This window comes from Cytobacillus sp. (assembly GCF_964223445.1).
GTDB lineage: Bacteria > Bacillota > Bacilli > Bacillales > Cytobacillaceae > Cytobacillus.
Genome location: NZ_CAXQGS010000048.1, coordinates 18,437 through 39,036, shown reverse-complemented (window position 1 = coordinate 39,036; position 20,600 = coordinate 18,437). Strand labels below are relative to the sequence as shown.

The window sequence follows — 20,600 nt, the reverse complement described above, 5'->3', positions numbered from 1 at the left end:
GGATTCCTCACTCTTTTACTGTGAATGTCACTTCGCCAAGACCATCAAATTTGCCGCTGACAAAATCGCCTGCTGCAAGCATACTTGCCCCAGTAAGTGCCCCAGTGAGAATCACATCACCTTTTCGCACTATTTCGCCTTTTCTTGAAAGCATATTTGCAAGCATGGCAATTGAATTAGCAGGATGACCTAAAACTGCTGCACCTGCTCCCAAATCTTTCATTTCTCCGTTGATTGATAGTGTGGCGCCTACTAAATCAAGATCCAGTTGATCAGGTTTCTTTAATGATGTACCAAATACGACACGTGATGTTGAAGCATTATCAGCAATTACATCCGGAAGGGTAAAATTAAAGTTCTCATAACGGCTATCAATAATTTCCAGAGCCGGCAGCACATATTCTGTCTTTGCAAGCACTTGGGCACCTGTTACACCCGGCCCTTCGATATCTTCACCGATCACAAACGCGATTTCAGCCTCTACTTTAGGATGTATCAACTCATGGAAAGACAATTCCCCGCCATTTTCAATGAGCATATAATCAAATACATATCCATATATCGGCTCATCCACATTCATTTGTTTCATCTTCGCCTGACTGGTTAAGCCCATCTTAGGGCCTATAATCTTCTTCCCCTCTGACATCTTGATATTTACCAGCTCTTGTTGGACCAGATAACCTTCCTCAACTGTTAGATTAGGGTTGATTTCTGAGGTAATCTTAATTACTTCACGCTTTTCAACTTCAGCTGCTACTAAATATTGAGCAATTTCCTTATATTCTTGATTAGGCATTTAATTTCCTCCTTATCAGACGCCGGCACCTAGTTTTTTCTTTGATATCTCTGCTGCCACATCAATAATCATATCTTCCTGGCCTCCAACAACATTTCTCTTTCCAAGTTCTATTAATATATCCCGTGAATCAATTCCAAATCTTGCTGCTGCCCGCTGTGCATGCAGCAAAAAGCTGGAATAGACACCTGCATAGCCAAGAACCAGGCTATCCTTTGTTATTTCTTGGGGTTTTTGTAAAATTGGCGCTACCAAGTTTTCTGCAATATCCATCATTTTATAAATATCCACACCAGTTTTAATTCCAAGACGGTCTAAAACAGCAACAAGCACTTCAGTCTGGGTATTTCCTGCTCCTGCGCCTAGACAGCGAATGCTTCCGTCAATCCTTGTAGCCCCTGCTTCAATAGCAGCAAGAGTATTACCCATTGCTAAAGAAAGGTTATTATGGCCGTGGAATCCAATATTGACCGATAAGCTGTTTTTCAGTGCATAAATTCTTTCTGTCACTTGATGCGGCAGCAAGGCACCTGCAGAATCCACTACATATACTGTATCTGCTCCATAGCTTTCCATCAGCTTTGCCTGTTCAACAAGCTTTTCTGTTGGCGCCATGTGGGACATCATTAAAAATCCTACCGTTTCCATACCCAAATCTTTTGCCAATGCAATATGCTGTGGTGAAACATCTGCTTCTGTAACATGGGTGGCGATTCTTGCCATCTTTGCGCCTAAACGGGCTGCTTCTTTTAACTCCGGCATTGTCCCAATTCCAGGCAATAGCAAAACAGCAATTTTAGAATTAGTAACCGAAGCCGCAGCTGCTTCAATTAACTCCATTTCATTCATAAGCGATAAGCCATATTGTAAAGAAGAACCGCCCAAACCGTCGCCATGGGTCACTTCAATGTAAGGGACATTTGCTTCATCCAATCCACGGGCCACTTGTGTTACTTGCTCAACTGTAAATTGGTGTCCTACTGCATGGCTTCCGTCACGCAATGCCACCTCTGTTATTAAAATATCTCTGTTTAGAGTCATTTCCGGCTCATCTCCTTTCTTAGACAGTTACCTTGTTGATTTTATTCTTTGCCCACTCTTCAGCCACTTTTACGGATGCAGCTGTCATGATATCAAGGTTTCCGGAATATTTAGGTAAATAATCCCCTGCGCCTTCCACCTCAAGAAAAACGGTTACCTTATTGCCGTCAAAAATTGGCTCCTGTCTCAAGCGATAACCTGGAACATAGGACTGAACCTGCTTTTCCATTTCTTGAATTGAAGCAATAATCTCTTCTTCCTTGACTTTTTCTCCTTCAACTAAAACATGAACGGTATCTCTCATTAATATCGGAGGTTCTGCAGGATTTAATATGATAATTGCTTTCCCTTTTTTTGCCCCGCCGATTTTTTCGATTCCTCTGGAAGTAGTCTGTGTAAATTCATCGATATTTGCCCTTGTACCGGGACCTGCACTTTTTGAAGAGATTGTGGCAACAATTTCTGCATACTTTACAGGCTGCACCCTATTAATGGCATGAACCATTGGAATTGTTGCCTGTCCTCCGCATGTTATTAGATTGATATTATTTGCTTCCAAATGCTCCGAAATGTTTACAGGAGGTACCACAAAGGGGCCGACTGCCGCCGGTGTTAAATCCAAAACCTGCTTCCCGGCTTCTCTTAATAGCTTTGCATGTCTGATATGCGCTTTTGCAGAAGTGGCATCAAATACGATGTCTGCCAATTCCGGTCTTTCGAGGAATCCTTTTATTCCATTATCAATGGTATGATAGCCAAGCTCCCTTGCTTTTTTCAACCCATCAGACTCAGGGTCAATTCCGATAACTGTCGTGAGTTCAAGCACTTCAGAACGATGGAGCTTTAACATTAAATCTGTCCCTATATTACCGGAACCCAATACAGCAACTTTAACCTTTCCCATAACGCTCCCCTTTCTTTATTAAAGAAATGTTTTCAGGCTAATTAATCATAACCGCCATCTCCCGCGGGTGTTTACCGGAAGAGGATAACAATGATTTTTTAAAAATGTACGCTTACCTGGCCAATATGAGCAAACCGTGCTGTAAAGATATCTCCTGCATTAGCTTCAACAGCTGCAGAAAGGGCTCCTGATAGAATCACTTCCCCCTTCTTTAGGGAAATATCAAAATCTGCTAATCTATTTGCAAGCCATGCTACGCAATTGATCGGATTGCCTAATGCTGCCGCACCAACACCTGTATTGGCAACCTCTCCATTTTTCATCAATACCATTCCGATTAACTCCAGGTTTATATCCGAAAGCCTCGCTGGCTTTCCTCCTAAAACATAGAAGCCGGAAGAAGCATTATCTGCAATGGTGTCAGGAAGTTTAATCTTCCAATCTTTGATTCTGCTGTCAACAATCTCTAATGCAGGAACTACGTAATCTGTTGCCTGGATTACATCTAAAGCTGTGACATTTGGCCCCTTTAATTCCTTTTTTAAAACAAACGCAATTTCCGCCTCCACTTTAGGCTGAAGAACCTTCTCGATTGAAATTTTTCCTCCATTCTCAACAACCATGCTATCAAGCAAATGACCATAGTCGGGTTCATCCACTCCCAGCAGCTGCTGCATAGCAAGGGAAGTCAAACCAATTTTTTTGCCGACAATTTTTTTGCCTCTCTCAATTTTACGCTTAATATTTTCGAGTTGAATTTGATAAGCCTCTTCTATCGTAAGCCCGGCATTATCGGAAGTGATTGGCAGGACCCCAGTACCTGAAAACTCTGCCCCTTCAAGCTGAGCAGCATATTGTTTTATATTTGCACCCATAACATGCTCTCCTATCTACAATTTAATGGTAATATTGGATAATTCGGAGTAGAAATCAATGCTGTGCATGCCGCCTGTTCTTCCAATACCGCTGTTCTTCATTCCTCCGAATGGTGTTCTCAAATCACGCAGGAACCATGTGTTCACCCAGATAATTCCTGCTTCAATTTGATGGGAAACACGGTGGGCACGCTTTAAATTGCTGGTCCAAATCGTTGCGCTTAATCCATAGTGTGTATCATTTGCCTGCATAACTACTTCTTCCTCCATATCAAATGGGGTGACTGTTACAACAGGCCCAAAGATTTCTTCACGGATACAGCGGGAATTGCGGCTTAAGTCTGTAATTATGGTGGGCTCAAGATAGTATCCTTTTTCAAGCCCTTCTGGACGCTTACCACCTGTTACAATGGTTCCCCCATCACTTTTGGCGATTTCAACATAGCCCATGACCCGGTCATAGTGTTCTTTGCTGACCAGTGCCCCAACATTTGTATCATCATTCAATGGGTGGCCAACTTTAAGTGCTTTAACCCTTTCAGCAAACCTGCTGACAAATTCATTATAGATCGGTCGTTCTACGTATATACGTGATCCGCACAGGCAAACTTCCCCTTGATTAACAAAGCTGGATTTAATAGTCGTTTCAATTACTTCATCCAAGTCTGCATCAGCAAAAATGATATTAGGATTCTTGCCCCCAAGTTCATATGAAAGTTTTTTCAGTGAATCAGCTGCCGACTTCATAATCGCTGAACCTGTTCCAGGTTCACCGATAAATGAAATGGCATCAATATCAGGATGTTCGGAGATCGCGCCACCTGCAGAATTAGGTCCGAACCCGTGAACAAGATTAACAACTCCATCAGGGACACCGGCTTCTTTACAAATCTCCATTAATACTGTTGCTGTCATTGGTGTCCACTCTGCCGGCTTAATGACAGCTGTATTGCCCATGCCTAAGCATGGTGCCAATTTCCAGGTAAGCAATAATAATGGCAGATTCCATGGCTTGATAATCCCGACAACACCGACTGGACGGCGGTATGCATAATGAAGTGCCTGCTGATCCTGCTGGTAAGCTTCCGTTCCGATTGAAGTAATATAATCAGCATAAAAATGGAAATTGTATGCTGCCCTTGGAATATCGATGCTGTTTGCAAGGGAAAAAGGTTTTCCCGTATCCAAAGTTTCCAGGTGTGCCAGCTCTTCCTGTCTTTCAAGGATCAGGTCTCCTATTCGGCGAAGAATTTTTGAACGCTCTTGCAGAGTCGTATTTTTCCAAGGGCCTTTTAATGCTCTTCTTGCTGCTGCTACAGCATAATCCACTTCTTCCTTACCGCCTTCTGCGACTGTACCCAAAACTTCTTCAGTTGCGGGGTTAATATTTTCAAATGTTTTTTGATTTTTAGAATCAACAAACTGTCCGTTAATAAAATGCTGACAATTAATAGCTTTGATTTTAGCTTCTGTTTGCATGTTAGCCTCCTAAATAACTTTTTTTATTTTCGCAATTTTATGTTAACGCTTACTTTCAGGCTTAACAACACGTTAATTGCTCTATATGCAACAAGGGGTAAATTTTTGAAACTTTTTAAAAACACTCTAAAACCTGAAAGGACAATAGCTTGGCTTTGCAAATTTCTAAATTTTTAAAACATTCCCTTTCCTTTTTTAAACTTCTTTGATATATTTTCCACTATAAAGCAACCATGTTTAACATATAGCAACTTTAAGGAGGATACGAAATGACTTTAAAGACAAACGAGGATAGTCACCTTTCATCTGTAAAAAATGCATTACGTATATTGAGATGCTTTTCAATGGACGAACCGGAAAAAAAAATCAGTGACATTTCGGCATCACTTGGTCTTAATAAAAGCACGGTCAGCCGAACAATGGCTACATTAGCCAGTGAGGGATTCGTGTATAAAGATCCTGAAAGCAAAAAGTATCGTTTGGGGCTGTCAATTCTCTCCCTTGGAGGTATTGTAAACAGCCAAATGGATATATACAGAGAGTCCCAGCCTGTTTTAAATAAAATCGTACAGGAGTTGGGAGAGACTGCCCATATTTCGGTTTTAGATAATAATGAAGTCATTTATTTGCAAAAGGTTGAATGCAATCACCCAGTTAGATTCCTGACACATGTCGGAAGAAGAAATCCCCTCTACTGTACAAGCTCAGGGAAGGCATTGCTTGCCCATGCAAAAGAAGATGTTTTCAATGCAGTTCTAAATAAAGGGCTAGAACAACATACTAAAACGACGATTACTGACCCCGAGAAGCTTAAATTTCATTTATTGCAAATTAGAGAACAAGGGTATTCCTGGAGCAATGAAGAGTATCTTGAAGGGGTAAATTCTATTGCAGCACCAATCTATGATTATAAGGGCAGAGTCATTGCGGCTTTAGCGATTGTAGGCCCAAAACAAAGAATCCAGCAGAGCAAGATTAAGAATTATTCAAAAAGGGTCATAATTGCTGCCAATGAAATATCCAGCCGAATGGGATATTGGAAATAATAGATTAATAAAAACGAGAGGAGAAATTTATATGTTCGATTTTCATACACACTTTATTCCACAGGAGGTGCTTGACTGGGTAAAAGACAATCAAACTGCAGTAAAAGCGGAGTGGGTTAAGAAATCACCTGATAAAGATGAATTTTTGATAGTCAATAATAAATGGGGCTTTGAATTAAAGCCAGAATTTTATCACTTTGATTTATTTAACAAAAAACAATTTAATTCAGGAGTAACTCACTCTTTGATATCACCTATTCCTCAGCTATTTATGTATGACTTTCCTCAAGAAATTACAGCAGAAATTTCTCATGTATATAATCAATCATTAGCTAATTTGGCATCCTCATCATCAGAAAAAACAGCTGCTCTTGCAACCGTGCCATTGAATAACCCTGAAATAGCAGCTGCAGAATTGGAAAGAGCCATTAATCTAGGGCTAAAAGGAGCCATTATTGGACCTGGTCTATCAGAGAGAATGCTTTCGGATGAATATTTCAAACCATTTTTTGAAACGGCAAACAGAATGAAAGCCATTCTTTTCATTCACCCGCTTTTAAGTGAAGATCCTCGCCTCAAAACAAAAATGATGCCAAATTTAATTGGGGTTCCTTGGGAAACTACTGTTTGTGCAACAGATATCTTACTTAGCGGGATGATTGATAACTTTCCAGATGTAAAGATTTTATTTGCTCATGGTGGAGGTTTCCTTCCTTACCAGATTGGGCGGCTTGATAAAGGCTATGAACAATGGGATCAGGTATCCTCAAACTTGAATGCACCTCCATCCCAATATATAAAACGATTTTGGTTTGATACAGTTTTGTGGAACCCTGCAGGATTGGATTTCCTGGTAAAAACAGTTGGAGAGAATAGAGTTGTTCCTGGATCAGATTACCCTTTTGACTTATGTGAAAACCCTCCAATTTATAAGAACACCAAAGGGGCGTCATCTTTAATGGAACCTATCTCAAGTTCCTTTTAATCCGGTGAAGAATTTTTTAATGATTTTCATATAGCGCAACTTTGCTATTCTTACATAAAATCCATGCTGTTATACTAAACTGCGAGTAGACGTGTAAGCGCTACCATTATTAAGGAGGGGGTAATGAAATGCAGCAATCACAAAGTATTGCAAACAGCCTCATCAGTGAAGAGATTAGCAAAAGCTTTATTAACGGAGTATGGACTGAAGGAAAAAGCGGGAGAACCTATGAAATTTTGAATCCTTATGACCGCAGTGTCGTCACCACCGTGAAGCTGGCGACAAAAGATCAGCTGGCAGAAACTTTCGAAATTGCCAGCAGTGCCCAAAAGAAATGGGCTGCCTCTACTGTTGAGGAAAGAAGAGAGGTCCTTTCAAAGGCGGCTGCCTATTTAAAAGAAAACCGAGATGAAATTACGGCAATTATTCAAAGAGAAACTGGCAGTACTATACTTAAGAGCAATATTGAATTGCATCTTGCCATTGAATTCCTTGAAGAATCTATTAAATACGCTGATGAAGTTAATAAGGTAAGAGAAGTAGCAGGATCAGATGAAAAGCATAACCACATCCATCGCTTACCACTTGGGGTCATTGCCTCAATTTCTCCGTTTAACTTTCCATTGAATCTCTCAATGAGAACTATTGCACCTGCCATTGCTCTAGGCAATAGTGTTGTTCATAAGCCTGATGTTCAAGTTGCCCTTTCTGGCGGTTCGATTATAGCCAAAGCTTTCGAACATGCGGGTCTGCCAAAAGGTGTTCTTAACATCATTTTAACTGATATTACTGAAATCGGAGAGAGCATGCTGACTAATCCGCATTCAAAACTAATTAGCTTTACTGGATCCTCTGCTGTAGGCCGGCATATCGGAGCTATTGCTGGGCGAAATTTGAAAAGAGTCGCTTTGGAGCTGGGAGGCAACAGCCCGCTGATTGTCCTTTCCGACGCAAATGTCGATCAGGCAGTGAATGCTGCAATATTCGGCAAGTTCATCCACCAGGGCCAAATATGTATGATTGTAAACCGGATCATCGTCCATAAAGACATATACAATGATTTTACAGAAAAATTTATAGACCGAGCGAAGTCTCTGGCCTATGGGGATCCAAGCGACCCTAAGACTGTGATAGGTCCTCTTATTAACGAACGCCAATTGGAAAAGGCTATTCAGTATATCGAAACAGCAAAGCAGGAAGGCGCGACACTCTCTTTAGAAGGCCAGCGGATCGGCAATATTATTACACCTTTTGTTTTTACTGATGTGGATAATTCCAGCAAACTGGCACAGACTGAATTATTTGCCCCTATTGCCACCATTATTAAAGCTGATTCAGATGATCATGCTATTGAAATGGCCAATGATACAGAATATGGTTTAAGCTCTTCTATTTTTACAAGCGATCTTGCTCGAGGAGAAGAATTAGCTCTAAAAATTGATAGCGGAATGACTCATGTGAATGATCAAACGGTAAATGACGCACCACATATTCCATTTGGAGGAAATAAGGCCAGCGGATTAGGAAGGTTTGGCAATCCATGGGTTGTAGAGGAATTTACCGTCACCAAATGGGTATCGATACAAACTAAAGACAGACACTTTCCTTTTTAATAACTCTGGAAAACGGGCATATAGATGTCCGTTTTCTGCATTTTAATCATCCTGCTCCCCAATTCCACTTTGGAAATAATATTAAAGGAACGATTGTTTTAAGAATCTTTCCTTTTATCATCTTCTATACCTCCGAATGAATATTTTTTACGCAAACGGTTGCATCATTTTTCTACCCGTGTTACTTTAAGATAATAATAAAGCTAATTAGTATTTTCATAGGAGAAATCCATGCATTAATCGAAATTTTTTTCGTGAAATTCTGGGAATGCTTTTTTAGTCCATTTAATGAAAGCCCATACAATAAGGGAGAGAAAAACGATGAAAAAATTATTTTCTTTTGATTTCTGGCAAAAGTTTGGTAAGGCATTACTTGTTGTAGTGGCCGTAATGCCAGCTGCAGGTATCATGATTTCACTTGGCAAGCTTGTTGGCATGACGGGTGCTGACATAGCATTTGTGCAAGCGATTGCACGCGTGCTGGAGGATATAGGATGGGCCATTATTGCAAATCTTCATATCTTATTCGCAGTAGCAATTGGCGGTTCCTGGGCTAAGGAACGTGCAGGCGGAGCATTCGCAGCTCTTATTGCTTTCATTCTGATTAATAGAATTACAGGCGCCATATTCGGAGTAAAGTCCGACATGTTAGATAATCCGGACGCCATGGTAAAATCCCTGTTTGGGCAAGATCTCATTGTGACTGACTATTTCACTTCTGTTTTAGGTGCACCAGCATTGAATATGGGAGTATTTGTCGGGATCATCTCAGGTTTTATTGGAGCAAATTTATTTAACAAGTATTATAACTATGATAAATTGCCAAATTCACTTTCCTTCTTTAATGGAAAGCGCTTCGTGCCCTTCACTGTAATTGGCGGCTCTGTTGCAGCAGCGTTAGTCTTATCGATTGTTTGGCCATTTATACAAGGATTATTAAATGACTTCGGTCAATGGATTGCTACATCACGTAACACAGCGCCAGTTATAGCTCCCTTTGTTTTTGGGGCACTGGAACGATTGCTTCTTCCATTTGGATTGCATCATATGCTGACTGTCCCAATTAATTATACTGAGCTCGGCGGAACTTACAAAATCCTGACAGGCTCTAATTCAGGTTCAACCGTGGCTGGACAAGACCCGCTATGGCTGGCATGGATTGCCGATCTTAATAACTTTTTGGCTGCAGGTGATACAGAAAGCTATAAGCAGCTCCTGAATGATGTTACTCCTGCCCGCTTTAAAGTAGGCCAAATGATTCTTTCCGCTGCTGCCTTATTGGGAATTGCGCTTGCAATGTACCGGAATGTAGATCCTGAGAAAAAGAAGAAATACAAATCGATGTTCCTTTCTGCTGGTTTGGCAGTATTCCTGACTGGAGTAACCGAACCAATCGAATTTATGTTCATGTTTGCTGCTCCACTTCTTTATATCATATATGCAGTTATGACAGGTCTGGCATTTGCAATTGTTGACATCATTAATATCCGTGTCCATTCTTTTGGCATCATTGAATTGATTACAAGAACACCAATGATTTTAAAAGCCGGCTTATGGCTGGACCTTGTAAACTTTGTAATTGCCTGCATTGTATTCTTCGGATTAAACTTTGGTGTTGGCAATTTTATGATTAAGAAATTCAACTTCCCTACTCCAGGGCGCAATGGAAACTACATTGAAGAAGAAAACTCCGCTTCATCATCAGAATCGGCAGTTCAGAAAAATTCACTAGCCCCTATATTAATTGAATTATTGGGCGGAAGAGAAAATATTGAAGATGTAGATGCCTGCATGACCCGCTTGCGTGTCACAGTAAAGGACACTTCACAAGTTGCTGGTGAACAGGACTGGAAAAGGAATGGAGCTTTAGGTCTTATCGTTAAGGACAAAGGCGTTCAGGCAATTTATGGCCCAAAAGCAGATGTCCTTAAATCAGATATACAAGACCTGCTGGGAGCTTAATAATGAAATTATTAACTCTAAACTGTCACTCATGGCAGGAGGATCAGCAGCTGGAAAAAATTAAAATTCTTGCAGAGACTATTAAAGAGAACTGCTATGATGTCATCGCACTGCAGGAAGTCAGCCAGCATTTCAAAGCCCCTTTGATAGACGGCCATATCAGAGAAGATAATTATGCACTGCTGTTAATTGAAGAATTGAGAAAAATAGGTGTGGACGATTACGTTTTTATATGGGATTTCTCCCATATTGGCTATGATATATATGAAGAAGGTCTTGCAATCATGACCAGGCATGAAATTAAAGAGGACCATTCATTTTTCATTACAAATAACCGAGACCGGAAAAACTGGAAGACACGAAAAATAGTTGGTATAAAATTAGTTCTTCAAGATAGACCCATCTCCTTCTATTCTTGTCATCTTGGCTGGTGGCACGATGAAGAAGAATGCTATAAATTCCAGGTTGAATCTCTTCTTGCAAAAGTCCCAAAGGATGAATCCGCTTTTTTAATGGGAGATTTCAACAGCTCGGCTTATGTCCGCAATGAAGGTTATGACTTTTTGACAGGCAATGGGCTCTACGACACTTATGAATTAGCTTCCAGGAAGGATTCGGGTGTTACTGTTAAAGGAAAGATTGCCGGCTGGGATAACAATAAACATGATATGCGGATTGATTTAATTCTTTCGGCTCAGCCTGTCCAGCCGAAATATTCACGGGTTATCTTTAACGGCACACACAAACCCATCATTTCGGATCATTATGGTGTGGAAATTGAAATGTAGGCAAAAGTCCCTGACAATTCAGTCAGGGACTTCTTTCTACATTTTTAGCCTGTAGATGGATTCAGGATGGAAGGCCTAAAAAATCTCACCTGTTGGTTCGAAACCGACTTTCTCATAAACACGAATAGCCGGAAGGTCGGTGTCCATTCCATATCTCCCCTCTAATCATTCTCAAATTTAATTCGCAATTCCGCACAAAAATGATAACATAAAAAAGCCTCCCTGCTTAATAAAACAGGGAGACTTTTGGAGTATTATTTTTTCCGTTTCTTTGTCAATCTGCCTAACAGGAAAGCTCCAGCGGCCACTCCAATCACAGTATTGGTTTTCTTATTAAATACTTGCTTGGCAACAAGGTTTAAGTTCTGGGGCCTTTCTGCCAGACGCCTCATGAAGTAGCCGTACCAGTCATTTCCAAAAGGTACATACGTACAGAAATTATAGCCTTCACCAGCAAGCTTCAGCTGCATATCCTTACGGAAGCCATAAAGCATTTGAAATTCAAATTTCTCTTTAGGGATATTGTTGGCCTTTACAAAATCTTTTACATGATTAATTACCACATGGTCATGTGTTGCAATGGATGTAAATTTGCCATTCAGCAAATGCCATTCTATCAATTTTATAAAATTAGCATCGATGTCATTTTTTTCCTGAAAAGCAATTTCTTCAGGCTCCTTATAAGCCCCTTTTACAATTCGCAAGCGGAAATCCTTATATTTCTTTAAATCTTCTTCAGCAGCCAGAAAATAGGCTTGAATAACTGTTCCTATGTTATTATATTCTTTAGATAATTCATCCAGTAAATCAAAGGAAGGCTGCAAACGCTTAGAGTCTTCCATATCCATATTCACAAAAATACCATAATGGCTTGCCCTCTCTACTATCTCCCTAACATTTTCAAGACAGAAAGAGTAGTCGATATCCAAGCCTAACTGGGAAGGCTTTATAGATATATGTGCATCCACCTTATTTTCATAAATTGCCTCTATCACTTCAATAATTTGTTTTTTCGCTTCTGCCGCCTCTTCCTTTTTATAAACAAATTCCCCGAGGTTATCGACAGTACAAGAGATGCCATGAGCGTTAAGCTCTTTTATGCTTTGAATTGCTTCATCTAAATTTGTTCCCGCCACTACATTCTGCGCTCCCAATTTCAACCCATATTTCTTTGCAGCGCTATTCAGAAATTCGTTTTGGGAAAGGCCGATAAACAGATCTTTCAACATAGAAATATCCCCTAACTCTTGTAATTTCACAATGAAATTATAGCATAGATTTTTAATAAAAATTATTTTGTGAATTTTTATATTTTAACGATTCCCCATCACTATTTCGTTAAAACATTGCAGGAGTTCCCAGCTCAAAAAACAAGATCCCTCTAAACAAAAAAAGTGCCTGGCGATCAGCGGCCAGACACTTTAAGTATGATTCCGACTGGGTTCGAACCAGCGACCTCTACCCTGTCAAGGTAGCGCTCTCCCAGCTGAGCTACGGAATCGTTATAACATTCCCCTGTATTGGGGACAATATAAAATATACTTCTTTTTCTCATAAAAGTCAATACCTATATTTCATCCATAAACTATAAAGTTAGCAGCTGGGAAACTAGATTACATTCCCATTACAAATTCTGCATTTATGCCTTAAAGGTATCTTTTTAAGAATTTTTGCTTTATAATGCCCTCTATATGATTCTTTTGTTAGCTGAATCAAACCATACAGGGTTACGGAAGGAGAAATTTTAATGAAAAAACTAATGTACCCCTTTTTACTAGTATTAATATCTGCCGTTTTAGCTGCCTGTGGAGCTGATGATGAAAGCAAGAGTGCAGATAAAAAAGAGGAAGCGAAAACAGCTGAAACCGAACAGCAGGACCAGCAGAAGCAAATGGAAGAAATGCAAAAGAAAATGGACAAACAAAAGCTTGAAGAAGAAAAGACTGTTGCCATTGTTAATAACCAGGAAATTCTTGGCCGTGAGTATAACAGCGTTCTTACTTCATCACAAATGATGTATCAGCAAATGGGACAAGACCCTACTACTAAAGATGCTGCAGAGAAAATCAAAGAGCAGACACTCGACAGTCTAGTCGGCCAGACACTTCTTCTCCAGGAAGCAGACAAAAAAGGCTACAAAGCTTCTGATGAAGAAGTCAAAAAGCAGCTGGAAGAAACAAAAGGACAATTCAAGGACGACAAGGAATTCGAAACAGCAATGAAACAGGCTGGTCTTAACCCCGACTCATTAGAGAAGGAAATTGCCAACAATATTAAATATACGAAATATATTAACGGCGAGATAAAACCAGAGAAAGTCACAGATGCTGAAATTCAGAAATTCTATGATGAATATGCCAGCCAGGGTGGTGCTGAAGGACAGGAGCCGCCAAAATTGGAGGAAGTAAAACCTCAGATTAAACAGCAGCTCGAACAGCAAAAACAGCAGGAAATGCTGGTTAAGCATGTAGAAGAATTGAAGAAAAGTGCAAAAATTGATATAAAGGTATAAGAATCTTTAAAACAGTTCCTGTTTATGGGAGCTGTTTTTATTTGTTTGAGATTTCATTAAGCTGATAAGTGCTATTTCCTATAGTGCCCTGTTATGAATACTGTTTTATTTTCTTCCTTTTCTTTCCCTTGAGAATTTATTTATATACGGTAATATGTATTGGGGAGGATACAACATGATTAAACACACAGCATTCATTCAAATAATTGCAGGTTATTTAATTCTCACTCTCGGTGTCTCATTAATTATATTATCCAATCTTGGTGCAGGTGCCTGGGACACTGTTTATGTTGGCCTTTTTAATAAGTTCGGTCTGACTATTGGAACATGGTCATTTCTGGTAACAGCATCCCTTATTTTTTTCAATGCTCTGCTGATTTGGGAAAAACCGCAGTTTAAATCATTTATTGGAACCATTTTAGCGAGTGTGGGCATCGATTTTTGGATGGAGCTTGTTTTCAGCGGCATCACAGTGACAAACTTTCCCGTTCAGATTATTGCCTTCATCATTGGTGTCTCTTTCCTTGGCTTTGGGGTATCTATATATATCCGTCCGCAACTATTCAGCGGCCCAATTGATGGATTAATGATCGCAACTGCCAAAAGGCTCAATATCAGCATTAAGACTGCACGTCTCATTAATGAATTTTTAGCTTTGGCCATTGGCCTTATCTTAGGCGGTCCAGTTGGATTGGGCACATTGTTCGTAGCCACCTTTTTAGGCTTTGCCATACAATACGGAACCATCTTGCTAAATCACTTAAAAGATAAGGGATTAAAGATTATTTAAGAGACTTCATTTGTGAAGTCTTTTTTTATACGAACAAATTTTCGCATCCCGCTTGATAAAGAACACGCGTTCGTGTATAATGTAAATAAAAGTAAGGAGGGATTTCTCTAATGAAAGGAATTCTTTATCGAGCTATGGAAGAGAGAAAGCCTGTTGAAATCATTTATCTCTCCAAACGCAATTTATTTACACAAAGAAGAATATTAATCAAAGAACTTCGAGGCAGCACGATTTTAGCCTATTGTTTATATAGAAAACAAATGCGCATCTTCAACTTGAACCATATCATGTCCATTTTGCCCGAAAAGAAAGCTAGCCAGATTAGCTAAAAGGAGCCTTCTTTCAAAATATTTCATTTTATTCATCAAAGCCTGTATTTCACATGGGAAGTACGGCTTTTTATTATGCTCCTTTCTTTCTCCGATTATCTGGTCCTCATTCGGGTATATACTCTCTAATCGGGATTTGGCCCTTAAATAATTTAAGCTAAAGAAAGGAAGGATTTTATGAAATGCTACTCATTGATTGCTGCTTTGTTTTCAGCAATCCTTATACTGGCAGGCTGTAATCAGAATGAAGAGCAAATTGCAGAGGATGAAGACAAGAATAATCCTTCTACGGAAGAACAGCGGGCGGAAACAGAGGAAGCTCCGGAAGATAACAAAAAGATCACTGAAGAAGTTGGTTTAGGAGACACACGGGATCTTTTCACAAAGGCTTATGGGGAAAATAAAAATAATGATGAAATAGCCCGCTTCAATGGAGACAGTATGCTGGTAGAGTTTCAAACTCATCGGGCAGTAACTGTTGAGCTGCAATTTGAAGATATGGAAAAAGATATGAGTAATGAAGAGGTTCTTGCTTTTATCGAAAAACGCATTCCGAAAGATGCTGAAGAGGTGAACAGATTTAAAGATGATAACAATCAGCGTGAAATCATTGAGTATAAAAGCCAACTATTAAAAGAAACCCTCAGTGATGAAGTATATGAAGGAGATAAACCTGGTACATTCACTGTGTTATTAACCAGCAGCGAAAACGATTATGTTAATGCCACCCTTTCAATCGGCCATAGCGTTCAAGGAGCCTGACAGGCTAATCTGCAGAAACAAAAAGGAAGGATCTCATCATGTGAGCATCCTTCCTTCTTAATTTATTTATTTATTTATTATGCTGTTTGCGGTTTTGCCTGATCGTCTTTTTTAATGAAAACCTGCAATGCAATCAACAGGACAAAAATTACTAATCCAACAATATCAGTAACCCCTTCAGGGTAGATAAGCAATAGACCCCCTGCAATTCCCAGCAGTCTTTCAAAAATATTCAATTTACGCAGCCAGTAGCCAATTACGCCAGCGCCAATTGCCATCATACCTGCCAAAGCGGTGAATACTACCCAAATTAGGTAATACCAGGTTGTATCAATCATCAATAACTCCGGTGAAAGGACAAACATGTATGGAATTATAAATGCCCCGATCGCAAGCTTGGACGCTGATACTCCCGTCTTTATCGGATCTCCGCCAGATACACCAGCCGCCGCAAATGCTGCAAGAGCAACTGGCGGTGTGACATCTGCTACAATACCGAAATAGAACACAAATAAGTGAGCAGATAAATCAGGTACCCCAAGTAGGATGATTGCCGGGGCGGCTATTGTTGATGTTATAACATAGTTTGCAGTTGTAGGTGACCCCATTCCAAGGATAATTGCTGCAACCATTGTCAGCATCAAAGTTGGGATCAACAGCCCTCCTGAAAGATCAAGAAGGCCATTCGCCATCTTTAATCCAAGACCTGTTTTGACAACTACTCCAACAATAATACCTGCAGCAGCTGTTGCTGCAGCAACGCCCAAAGCCGTGCGTGCACCATCAACTAATGCATCGATAGCATCTCTGAAACCAATGCGCGTTTCCTTGCTTATCATACTTACTGCAACCGTAATTACAATTGACCAAAGAGCAGCACGTATTACACTCATTCCGCTCATTAGCAGGATGATAACTGCCAAAATTGGCAGCAGCAGATAAATCTTTTTCATTACTTCCTTTCGGTTAGGCATCTCTTCATCTTTCAGCCCTCTAAGTCCTACACGTTTTGCTTCGAAATGAGTCATTATCCAGACACCGGCAAAATAAAGAAGTGCAGGAATTGCTGCTGCCTTTGCAATATCCCAGTAAGTAATGCCGCCTCCAATAAACTCAACCATCAGGAATGCAGCAGCACCCATGATTGGAGGCATTATTTGGCCGCCGGTTGATGCAGTCGCTTCAACTGCGCCAGCGAATTCTTTCTTGTATCCAAGCTTTTTCATCATTGGAATGGTAAAAGAGCCTGAAGTTACTACGTTAGCTACAGAACTTCCACTGATGGTTCCCTGTAGAGCACTTGAGAAAATGGCAACTTTCGCTGGCCCGCCAGTTCTCTTTCCGGCGATGGACACAGCTAAATCATTAAAATACTGCCCTACACCAGTTTTTACAAGAAATGAACCAAATAACAAGAATAGGAAAATAAACGTAGCAGATACGCCTAAGGGGGTACCCAGGATTCCCTCTGTCGTAAAGAACATGGTCTGCACCAATCTTTCTAAATCAAGACCCCGGTGCGCCAAAAATGCCGGCATATATGGCCCGAACATAGCATAGGCGAGAAAAATGACAGCAATAATGGTTATTGGAAGTCCTACCGCTCGCCTTGTCGCTTCCAGAACCAGAAGCACTGCAATTAGTCCTACATAAAAATCTATCTCGGTCAAACGGCCGGCCCTCATGACAATTTCATCAATAAAAAGCGGCCAATAAGCACCTACAGCAATACCCAGTATGGCTAAAATGATATCGTACCAGGCAACTTTATTCTTTCTTCCTCTGTCTTTCTTCCTTGCAGGGAATAATAGAAATATTAGGGCTAATGCAAAGCCTAAATGAATCGAACGCTGCAGCTGGGCTGTAAGCATCCCAAAAACCCCTGTATATAAATGGAACAATGAAAATGCTAATAGCCCAAAAAAGACAATCCAGCCTAATACGCCTCCTAATTTCCTTGTACCAGCCTCTGGATCGTATTTTTCCAGCAATTTCTGCTGTTCCTCAAGAGATAACGTTTCCCCTTTATTTTCCAAGGATATTCACTCCTTTCAACACCTCGAATAAGTTTATTTTTTTCGCCTTTATCCGTACCCATGTGCCAGGTTCGATATAATCTGAAAGGACATATTCTTCGCCTTTCAAAATCAATCTGTGATTTGCTCTCACCTTACCCAGCCTTAAGTCAAATGAAGGAAAAACCCTTTTCATATTCTTAATATAATATTTGCCGTCCTTTTGTTCAAATGTTTCTCCATCTGAGGCATTATCAGGCATGCCGATGGCAAAATCCTCATACATGAGTTCGAACAATTTAATACTTCCATCCCCGGTTATACTGTAGCTTTCTACAACATCTGTAAGATGGATGGAGTGTGTATACTTTATTTTAAAGGTTCTGTCCTCTTTAATCGGGAAATAAGCAATCACTTTTCCTTTGTTTTGATACTCAAAAACAACTGCATGCTTAATGGGTATGAAGAACATGATTGCGATGGTTATGATAACGAGGAGTGCCAGGACCGCTTTTTTATTCCCTGGCTTATAAAAATTCATGGAACCTCCACCTAAAAAATATTGTCAGCTTATACAATAATTTTTTTAAAATTAATTGACCGGCGCAATAACCTTATCAGGTTTTACAGCCGGCCAAATTTCATCATTGGATTATGTTATTGAAAGATTATTCAGCTTTAAAGCCTTTTTCGTCAAAGTACTTTTTAGCACCAGGGTGCAGTTCAATGCCAGTACCTTTGACAGCATTTTCTGCCTTAATCATTTTCCCTTTGGCATGTGTAACTTTGTCAAGGTTCTCAAAGATTGCTTTCGTAACATCATAAACTACATCCTCTGAAAGGTCATTTGAAACAACAAGCATTGCCTGTACTGCTACTGTTGGCACAGCTTCTGCAAGCTTATATGTTCCTGATGGCACTTCATCCTGTACATAGTAAGGATATTTTTCGATTAATGCATCGATTTTGTCCTGTTCAATCGGAATGATCACAACATCTTCAGTTGCAGAAAGTCCTTCAACAGCACCTGTAGGAGTTCCTGCTGTAACGAATGCTGCATCAATATTGCCATCCTGAATTCCGGCAGTTGACTCATCAAAGGAAAGATCCTGCTTTTGAATGTCATCCAATTTGATTCCGTGCACTTCAAGAATCTGTTCTGCATTTGCAGCAGTTCCTGAACCAGGAGCTCCGATTGAAACTTTTTTGCCTTTTAAGTCTTCAACAGATTTAATGCCAGATTTTGCAGTAGTAACGATCTGGATTGTTTCCGGATAAAGCGTTCCAATCGCACTCACATTATCAACTGCTACACCTTCAAACATTAATTTTCCTTCTTGTGCATATGAAGCAATATCAGTTTGAGAGAAAGCAATTTCAGCATTGCCGTCTTTCAGTGTGTTCATGTTCTCTGCAGATGCACCTGAAACTTCAGCATTTGTATCAATGCCTGTAGCATCAGAAATAATCTCAGCGAATGATCCGCCCAGCGGATAGTATGTACCGCCTGTTCCACCAGTTACAATGCTCATGAATTTAGGCTTGTCTGCGCCGCCTTCTCCATCGCCGCCGCCTTCATCTTTTCCGCCGCCGCAGGCTGCAAGAACCATAGAAAGCGCTAACAGCAAAGCTGTGGCTAGGAATATACTTCTCTTTTTCATCCTATTTCCCCCTTATAAAGATTAGATTTTATCAATTATATACTAACATAAACCTTATCTGAATTGTCAAATGATCCCTCCTTGCTTTTTATATTTGCTGTTAATTGTTCTTATAGCATGCTGATTCCCCTCCTCTGTAAATTTTACCTATAATAAAGCACCATGGCCCATGAATGAGAATGCATGTAAAAAGCAATTCCTATATATATATGATAAAATCTCTATGTAAACTCTTACATAACAGAACTAAACGGAGGAACAGAAATGATGGATTACCCTAGAGGATCAATACAAGATACTGTAATCGAAAGCAAGGAACTTGGCGAAGAGGTTGAGCTGCTCATTTATTTGCCCGCTTCCTTTTCACCTTTATATAAATACACTGTTGTTATTGCCCAGGATGGCAAGGATTACTTCCAGCTGGGAAGAGTCGGGCGCATCGCAGATGAATTATTAAACGAAAAAGAAATCGAAAATATCATCATTGTTGGAGTCCCTTATAAAAACGTCAAAGACAGATGGAAGAAATATCATCCGGACGGTGAACAGCATAATGCTTATATCCGTTTTCTTGCACATGAGCTTGTTCCATATCTTGACCGTGAATTCCCTACTTATCAAATGGGAATGGGACGTGCCCTTATGGGAGACTCCCTTGCGGCAACTGTTTCATTAATGGCGGCCCTGCAATACCCTAATACTTTTGGGAGATTAATTCTTCAATCACCTTATGTTGATACCTCCGTTACAGAGGCAGTGCATGAATTTACGCAGACCCACCTTCTTAATATTTATCACGTTATCGGGAAAGGCGAGACATCTGTAAAAACCACAGGAGGTGCAGAGAAAGATTTTCTTACTCCAAATCGGGATCTATCCAGTTTGTTTAAGCAAAAACAATTTCCTTACTTCTATGATGAATTCGATGGGGATCATACATGGACATACTGGCAGCCAGATTTAAAAAGAGCGCTAAAGACAATGTTTTAAATTTGAAATTGTGTGAAAAGCACTATTCTTTCGCGATAAAAAGATTACCTCG

19 protein-coding genes and 1 tRNA gene are annotated in these 20,600 nt (G+C 40.1%); 10 read left to right on the top strand and 10 right to left on the bottom strand.

Annotated features, from left to right (window positions below; all coding sequences use genetic code 11):
• Positions 1 to 7 precede the first annotated feature (7 nt).
• The 5 genes from ACEQ1T_RS07440 to ACEQ1T_RS07420 form a co-directional block, all read right to left on the bottom strand.
• Positions 8 to 796: a 2-keto-4-pentenoate hydratase gene (locus ACEQ1T_RS07440; RefSeq protein WP_370222269.1), complete on the bottom strand. Its 789-nt coding sequence runs from the start codon at positions 794 to 796 to the stop codon at positions 8 to 10.
• A 15-nt stretch (positions 797 to 811) separates the two neighbouring features.
• Positions 812 to 1,837 carry a 4-hydroxy-2-oxovalerate aldolase gene (dmpG, locus tag ACEQ1T_RS07435; RefSeq protein ID WP_206835472.1) on the bottom strand — a complete coding sequence of 342 codons (1,026 nt, stop codon included), beginning with the start codon at positions 1,835 to 1,837 and terminating at the stop codon, positions 812 to 814.
• A 19-nt stretch (positions 1,838 to 1,856) separates the two neighbouring features.
• Positions 1,857 to 2,741 carry an acetaldehyde dehydrogenase (acetylating) gene (locus ACEQ1T_RS07430; protein WP_206835469.1) on the bottom strand — a complete coding sequence of 295 codons (885 nt, stop codon included), beginning with the start codon at positions 2,739 to 2,741 and terminating at the stop codon, positions 1,857 to 1,859.
• 98 nt (positions 2,742 to 2,839) lie between these two features.
• Complete coding sequence (locus ACEQ1T_RS07425) at positions 2,840 to 3,616, bottom strand: 2-keto-4-pentenoate hydratase (protein WP_206835466.1); 777 nt, start codon at positions 3,614 to 3,616, stop codon at positions 2,840 to 2,842.
• A gap of 15 nt (positions 3,617 to 3,631) precedes the next feature.
• Positions 3,632 to 5,095 (bottom strand): aldehyde dehydrogenase, encoded by a 1,464-nt coding sequence (locus tag ACEQ1T_RS07420; protein ID WP_370222268.1) that lies wholly within the window; start codon positions 5,093 to 5,095, stop codon positions 3,632 to 3,634.
• Positions 5,096 to 5,364: 269 nt separating this feature from the next.
• On the opposite strand from ACEQ1T_RS07420, the gene ACEQ1T_RS07415 reads away from it, so the two are divergent.
• The 5 genes from ACEQ1T_RS07415 (at position 5,365) to ACEQ1T_RS07395 (ending at position 11,489) form a co-directional block, all read left to right on the top strand.
• The gene (locus ACEQ1T_RS07415) at positions 5,365 to 6,141 is read left to right on the top strand and encodes an IclR family transcriptional regulator (protein ID WP_206835461.1); all 777 of its coding nucleotides are present in this window, start codon (positions 5,365 to 5,367) and stop codon (positions 6,139 to 6,141) included.
• A 31-nt stretch (positions 6,142 to 6,172) separates the two neighbouring features.
• Positions 6,173 to 7,126 carry an amidohydrolase family protein gene (locus ACEQ1T_RS07410; protein ID WP_206835458.1) on the top strand — a complete coding sequence of 318 codons (954 nt, stop codon included), beginning with the start codon at positions 6,173 to 6,175 and terminating at the stop codon, positions 7,124 to 7,126.
• Between the two features lie 128 nt (positions 7,127 to 7,254).
• On the top strand, positions 7,255 to 8,739 hold the full coding sequence (locus tag ACEQ1T_RS07405) for an aldehyde dehydrogenase family protein (protein WP_206835455.1): 1,485 nt from the start codon (positions 7,255 to 7,257) through the stop codon (positions 8,737 to 8,739).
• Positions 8,740 to 9,060: 321 nt separating this feature from the next.
• Complete coding sequence (locus ACEQ1T_RS07400) at positions 9,061 to 10,701, top strand: PTS transporter subunit IIBC (protein WP_370222267.1); 1,641 nt, start codon at positions 9,061 to 9,063, stop codon at positions 10,699 to 10,701.
• A gap of 2 nt (positions 10,702 to 10,703) precedes the next feature.
• A complete protein-coding gene (locus tag ACEQ1T_RS07395) occupies positions 10,704 to 11,489 on the top strand; it encodes an endonuclease/exonuclease/phosphatase family protein (protein WP_370222266.1) in 786 nt (261 codons plus the stop codon).
• A 254-nt stretch (positions 11,490 to 11,743) separates the two neighbouring features.
• Here ACEQ1T_RS07395 and ACEQ1T_RS07390 read toward each other — a convergent pair whose 3' ends face one another.
• Together ACEQ1T_RS07390 and ACEQ1T_RS07385 are read right to left on the bottom strand one after the other, a co-directional pair.
• Positions 11,744 to 12,718 (bottom strand): proline dehydrogenase family protein, encoded by a 975-nt coding sequence (locus tag ACEQ1T_RS07390; protein ID WP_206835446.1) that lies wholly within the window; start codon positions 12,716 to 12,718, stop codon positions 11,744 to 11,746.
• A 199-nt stretch (positions 12,719 to 12,917) separates the two neighbouring features.
• Positions 12,918 to 12,990: transfer RNA gene (locus ACEQ1T_RS07385), tRNA-Val, on the bottom strand.
• A 246-nt stretch (positions 12,991 to 13,236) separates the two neighbouring features.
• Between ACEQ1T_RS07385 and ACEQ1T_RS07380 the strand changes: the two genes are divergently transcribed.
• The 4 genes from ACEQ1T_RS07380 to ACEQ1T_RS07365 all read left to right on the top strand — a co-directional run bounded on the left by ACEQ1T_RS07380 (position 13,237) and on the right by ACEQ1T_RS07365 (position 15,882).
• Positions 13,237 to 14,001, top strand: coding sequence for a SurA N-terminal domain-containing protein (locus ACEQ1T_RS07380; protein ID WP_206835405.1), 765 nt, complete (start codon positions 13,237 to 13,239; stop codon positions 13,999 to 14,001).
• Between the two features lie 175 nt (positions 14,002 to 14,176).
• On the top strand, positions 14,177 to 14,791 hold the full coding sequence (locus ACEQ1T_RS07375) for a YitT family protein (RefSeq protein WP_206835403.1): 615 nt from the start codon (positions 14,177 to 14,179) through the stop codon (positions 14,789 to 14,791).
• A 110-nt stretch (positions 14,792 to 14,901) separates the two neighbouring features.
• On the top strand, positions 14,902 to 15,120 hold the full coding sequence (locus tag ACEQ1T_RS07370; RefSeq protein ID WP_370222264.1) for a hypothetical protein: 219 nt from the start codon (positions 14,902 to 14,904) through the stop codon (positions 15,118 to 15,120).
• Positions 15,121 to 15,297: 177 nt separating this feature from the next.
• Entirely contained in the window at positions 15,298 to 15,882 is a 585-nt protein-coding gene (locus tag ACEQ1T_RS07365; RefSeq protein ID WP_370222263.1) for a hypothetical protein, read from the top strand.
• A gap of 77 nt (positions 15,883 to 15,959) precedes the next feature.
• Here ACEQ1T_RS07365 and ACEQ1T_RS07360 read toward each other — a convergent pair whose 3' ends face one another.
• The 3 genes from ACEQ1T_RS07360 to ACEQ1T_RS07350 form a co-directional block, all read right to left on the bottom strand.
• Positions 15,960 to 17,918, bottom strand: a complete 1,959-nt coding sequence (locus ACEQ1T_RS07360) for a TRAP transporter permease (RefSeq protein ID WP_206835399.1) — start codon at positions 17,916 to 17,918, stop codon at positions 15,960 to 15,962.
• Positions 17,908 to 18,438, bottom strand: a complete 531-nt coding sequence (locus ACEQ1T_RS07355; protein WP_370222262.1) for a DUF1850 domain-containing protein — start codon at positions 18,436 to 18,438, stop codon at positions 17,908 to 17,910. The genes ACEQ1T_RS07360 and ACEQ1T_RS07355 overlap by 11 nt, the downstream gene beginning before the upstream one ends.
• A gap of 127 nt (positions 18,439 to 18,565) precedes the next feature.
• On the bottom strand, positions 18,566 to 19,558 hold the full coding sequence (locus ACEQ1T_RS07350; RefSeq protein ID WP_370222261.1) for a TAXI family TRAP transporter solute-binding subunit: 993 nt from the start codon (positions 19,556 to 19,558) through the stop codon (positions 18,566 to 18,568).
• Positions 19,559 to 19,822: 264 nt separating this feature from the next.
• Here ACEQ1T_RS07350 and ACEQ1T_RS07345 point away from each other — a divergent pair, with 264 nt between their 5' ends.
• Positions 19,823 to 20,548, top strand: coding sequence for an esterase family protein (locus ACEQ1T_RS07345; protein ID WP_206835391.1), 726 nt, complete (start codon positions 19,823 to 19,825; stop codon positions 20,546 to 20,548).
• The last annotated feature ends 52 nt before the right edge of the window (positions 20,549 to 20,600 follow it).

Coding starts and splice junctions, on each gene's coding strand:
- ACEQ1T_RS07425 (WP_206835466.1), bottom strand. CDS start 3,616: ATGGGTGCAAATATAAAACAATATGCTGCTCAGCTTGAAGGGGCAGAG.
- ACEQ1T_RS07420 (WP_370222268.1), bottom strand. CDS start 5,095: ATGCAAACAGAAGCTAAAATCAAAGCTATTAATTGTCAGCATTTTATT.
- ACEQ1T_RS07370 (WP_370222264.1), top strand. CDS start 14,902: ATGAAAGGAATTCTTTATCGAGCTATGGAAGAGAGAAAGCCTGTTGAA.
- dmpG (WP_206835472.1), bottom strand. CDS start 1,837: ATGACTCTAAACAGAGATATTTTAATAACAGAGGTGGCATTGCGTGAC.
- ACEQ1T_RS07440 (WP_370222269.1), bottom strand. CDS start 796: ATGCCTAATCAAGAATATAAGGAAATTGCTCAATATTTAGTAGCAGCT.
- ACEQ1T_RS07350 (WP_370222261.1), bottom strand. CDS start 19,558: ATGAAAAAGAGAAGTATATTCCTAGCCACAGCTTTGCTGTTAGCGCTT.
- ACEQ1T_RS07380 (WP_206835405.1), top strand. CDS start 13,237: ATGAAAAAACTAATGTACCCCTTTTTACTAGTATTAATATCTGCCGTT.
- ACEQ1T_RS07430 (WP_206835469.1), bottom strand. CDS start 2,741: ATGGGAAAGGTTAAAGTTGCTGTATTGGGTTCCGGTAATATAGGGACA.
- ACEQ1T_RS07410 (WP_206835458.1), top strand. CDS start 6,173: ATGTTCGATTTTCATACACACTTTATTCCACAGGAGGTGCTTGACTGG.
- ACEQ1T_RS07375 (WP_206835403.1), top strand. CDS start 14,177: ATGATTAAACACACAGCATTCATTCAAATAATTGCAGGTTATTTAATT.
- ACEQ1T_RS07365 (WP_370222263.1), top strand. CDS start 15,298: ATGAAATGCTACTCATTGATTGCTGCTTTGTTTTCAGCAATCCTTATA.
- ACEQ1T_RS07405 (WP_206835455.1), top strand. CDS start 7,255: ATGCAGCAATCACAAAGTATTGCAAACAGCCTCATCAGTGAAGAGATT.
- ACEQ1T_RS07395 (WP_370222266.1), top strand. CDS start 10,704: ATGAAATTATTAACTCTAAACTGTCACTCATGGCAGGAGGATCAGCAG.
- ACEQ1T_RS07345 (WP_206835391.1), top strand. CDS start 19,823: ATGATGGATTACCCTAGAGGATCAATACAAGATACTGTAATCGAAAGC.
- ACEQ1T_RS07390 (WP_206835446.1), bottom strand. CDS start 12,718: ATGTTGAAAGATCTGTTTATCGGCCTTTCCCAAAACGAATTTCTGAAT.
- ACEQ1T_RS07355 (WP_370222262.1), bottom strand. CDS start 18,438: ATGAATTTTTATAAGCCAGGGAATAAAAAAGCGGTCCTGGCACTCCTC.
- ACEQ1T_RS07400 (WP_370222267.1), top strand. CDS start 9,061: ATGAAAAAATTATTTTCTTTTGATTTCTGGCAAAAGTTTGGTAAGGCA.
- ACEQ1T_RS07415 (WP_206835461.1), top strand. CDS start 5,365: ATGACTTTAAAGACAAACGAGGATAGTCACCTTTCATCTGTAAAAAAT.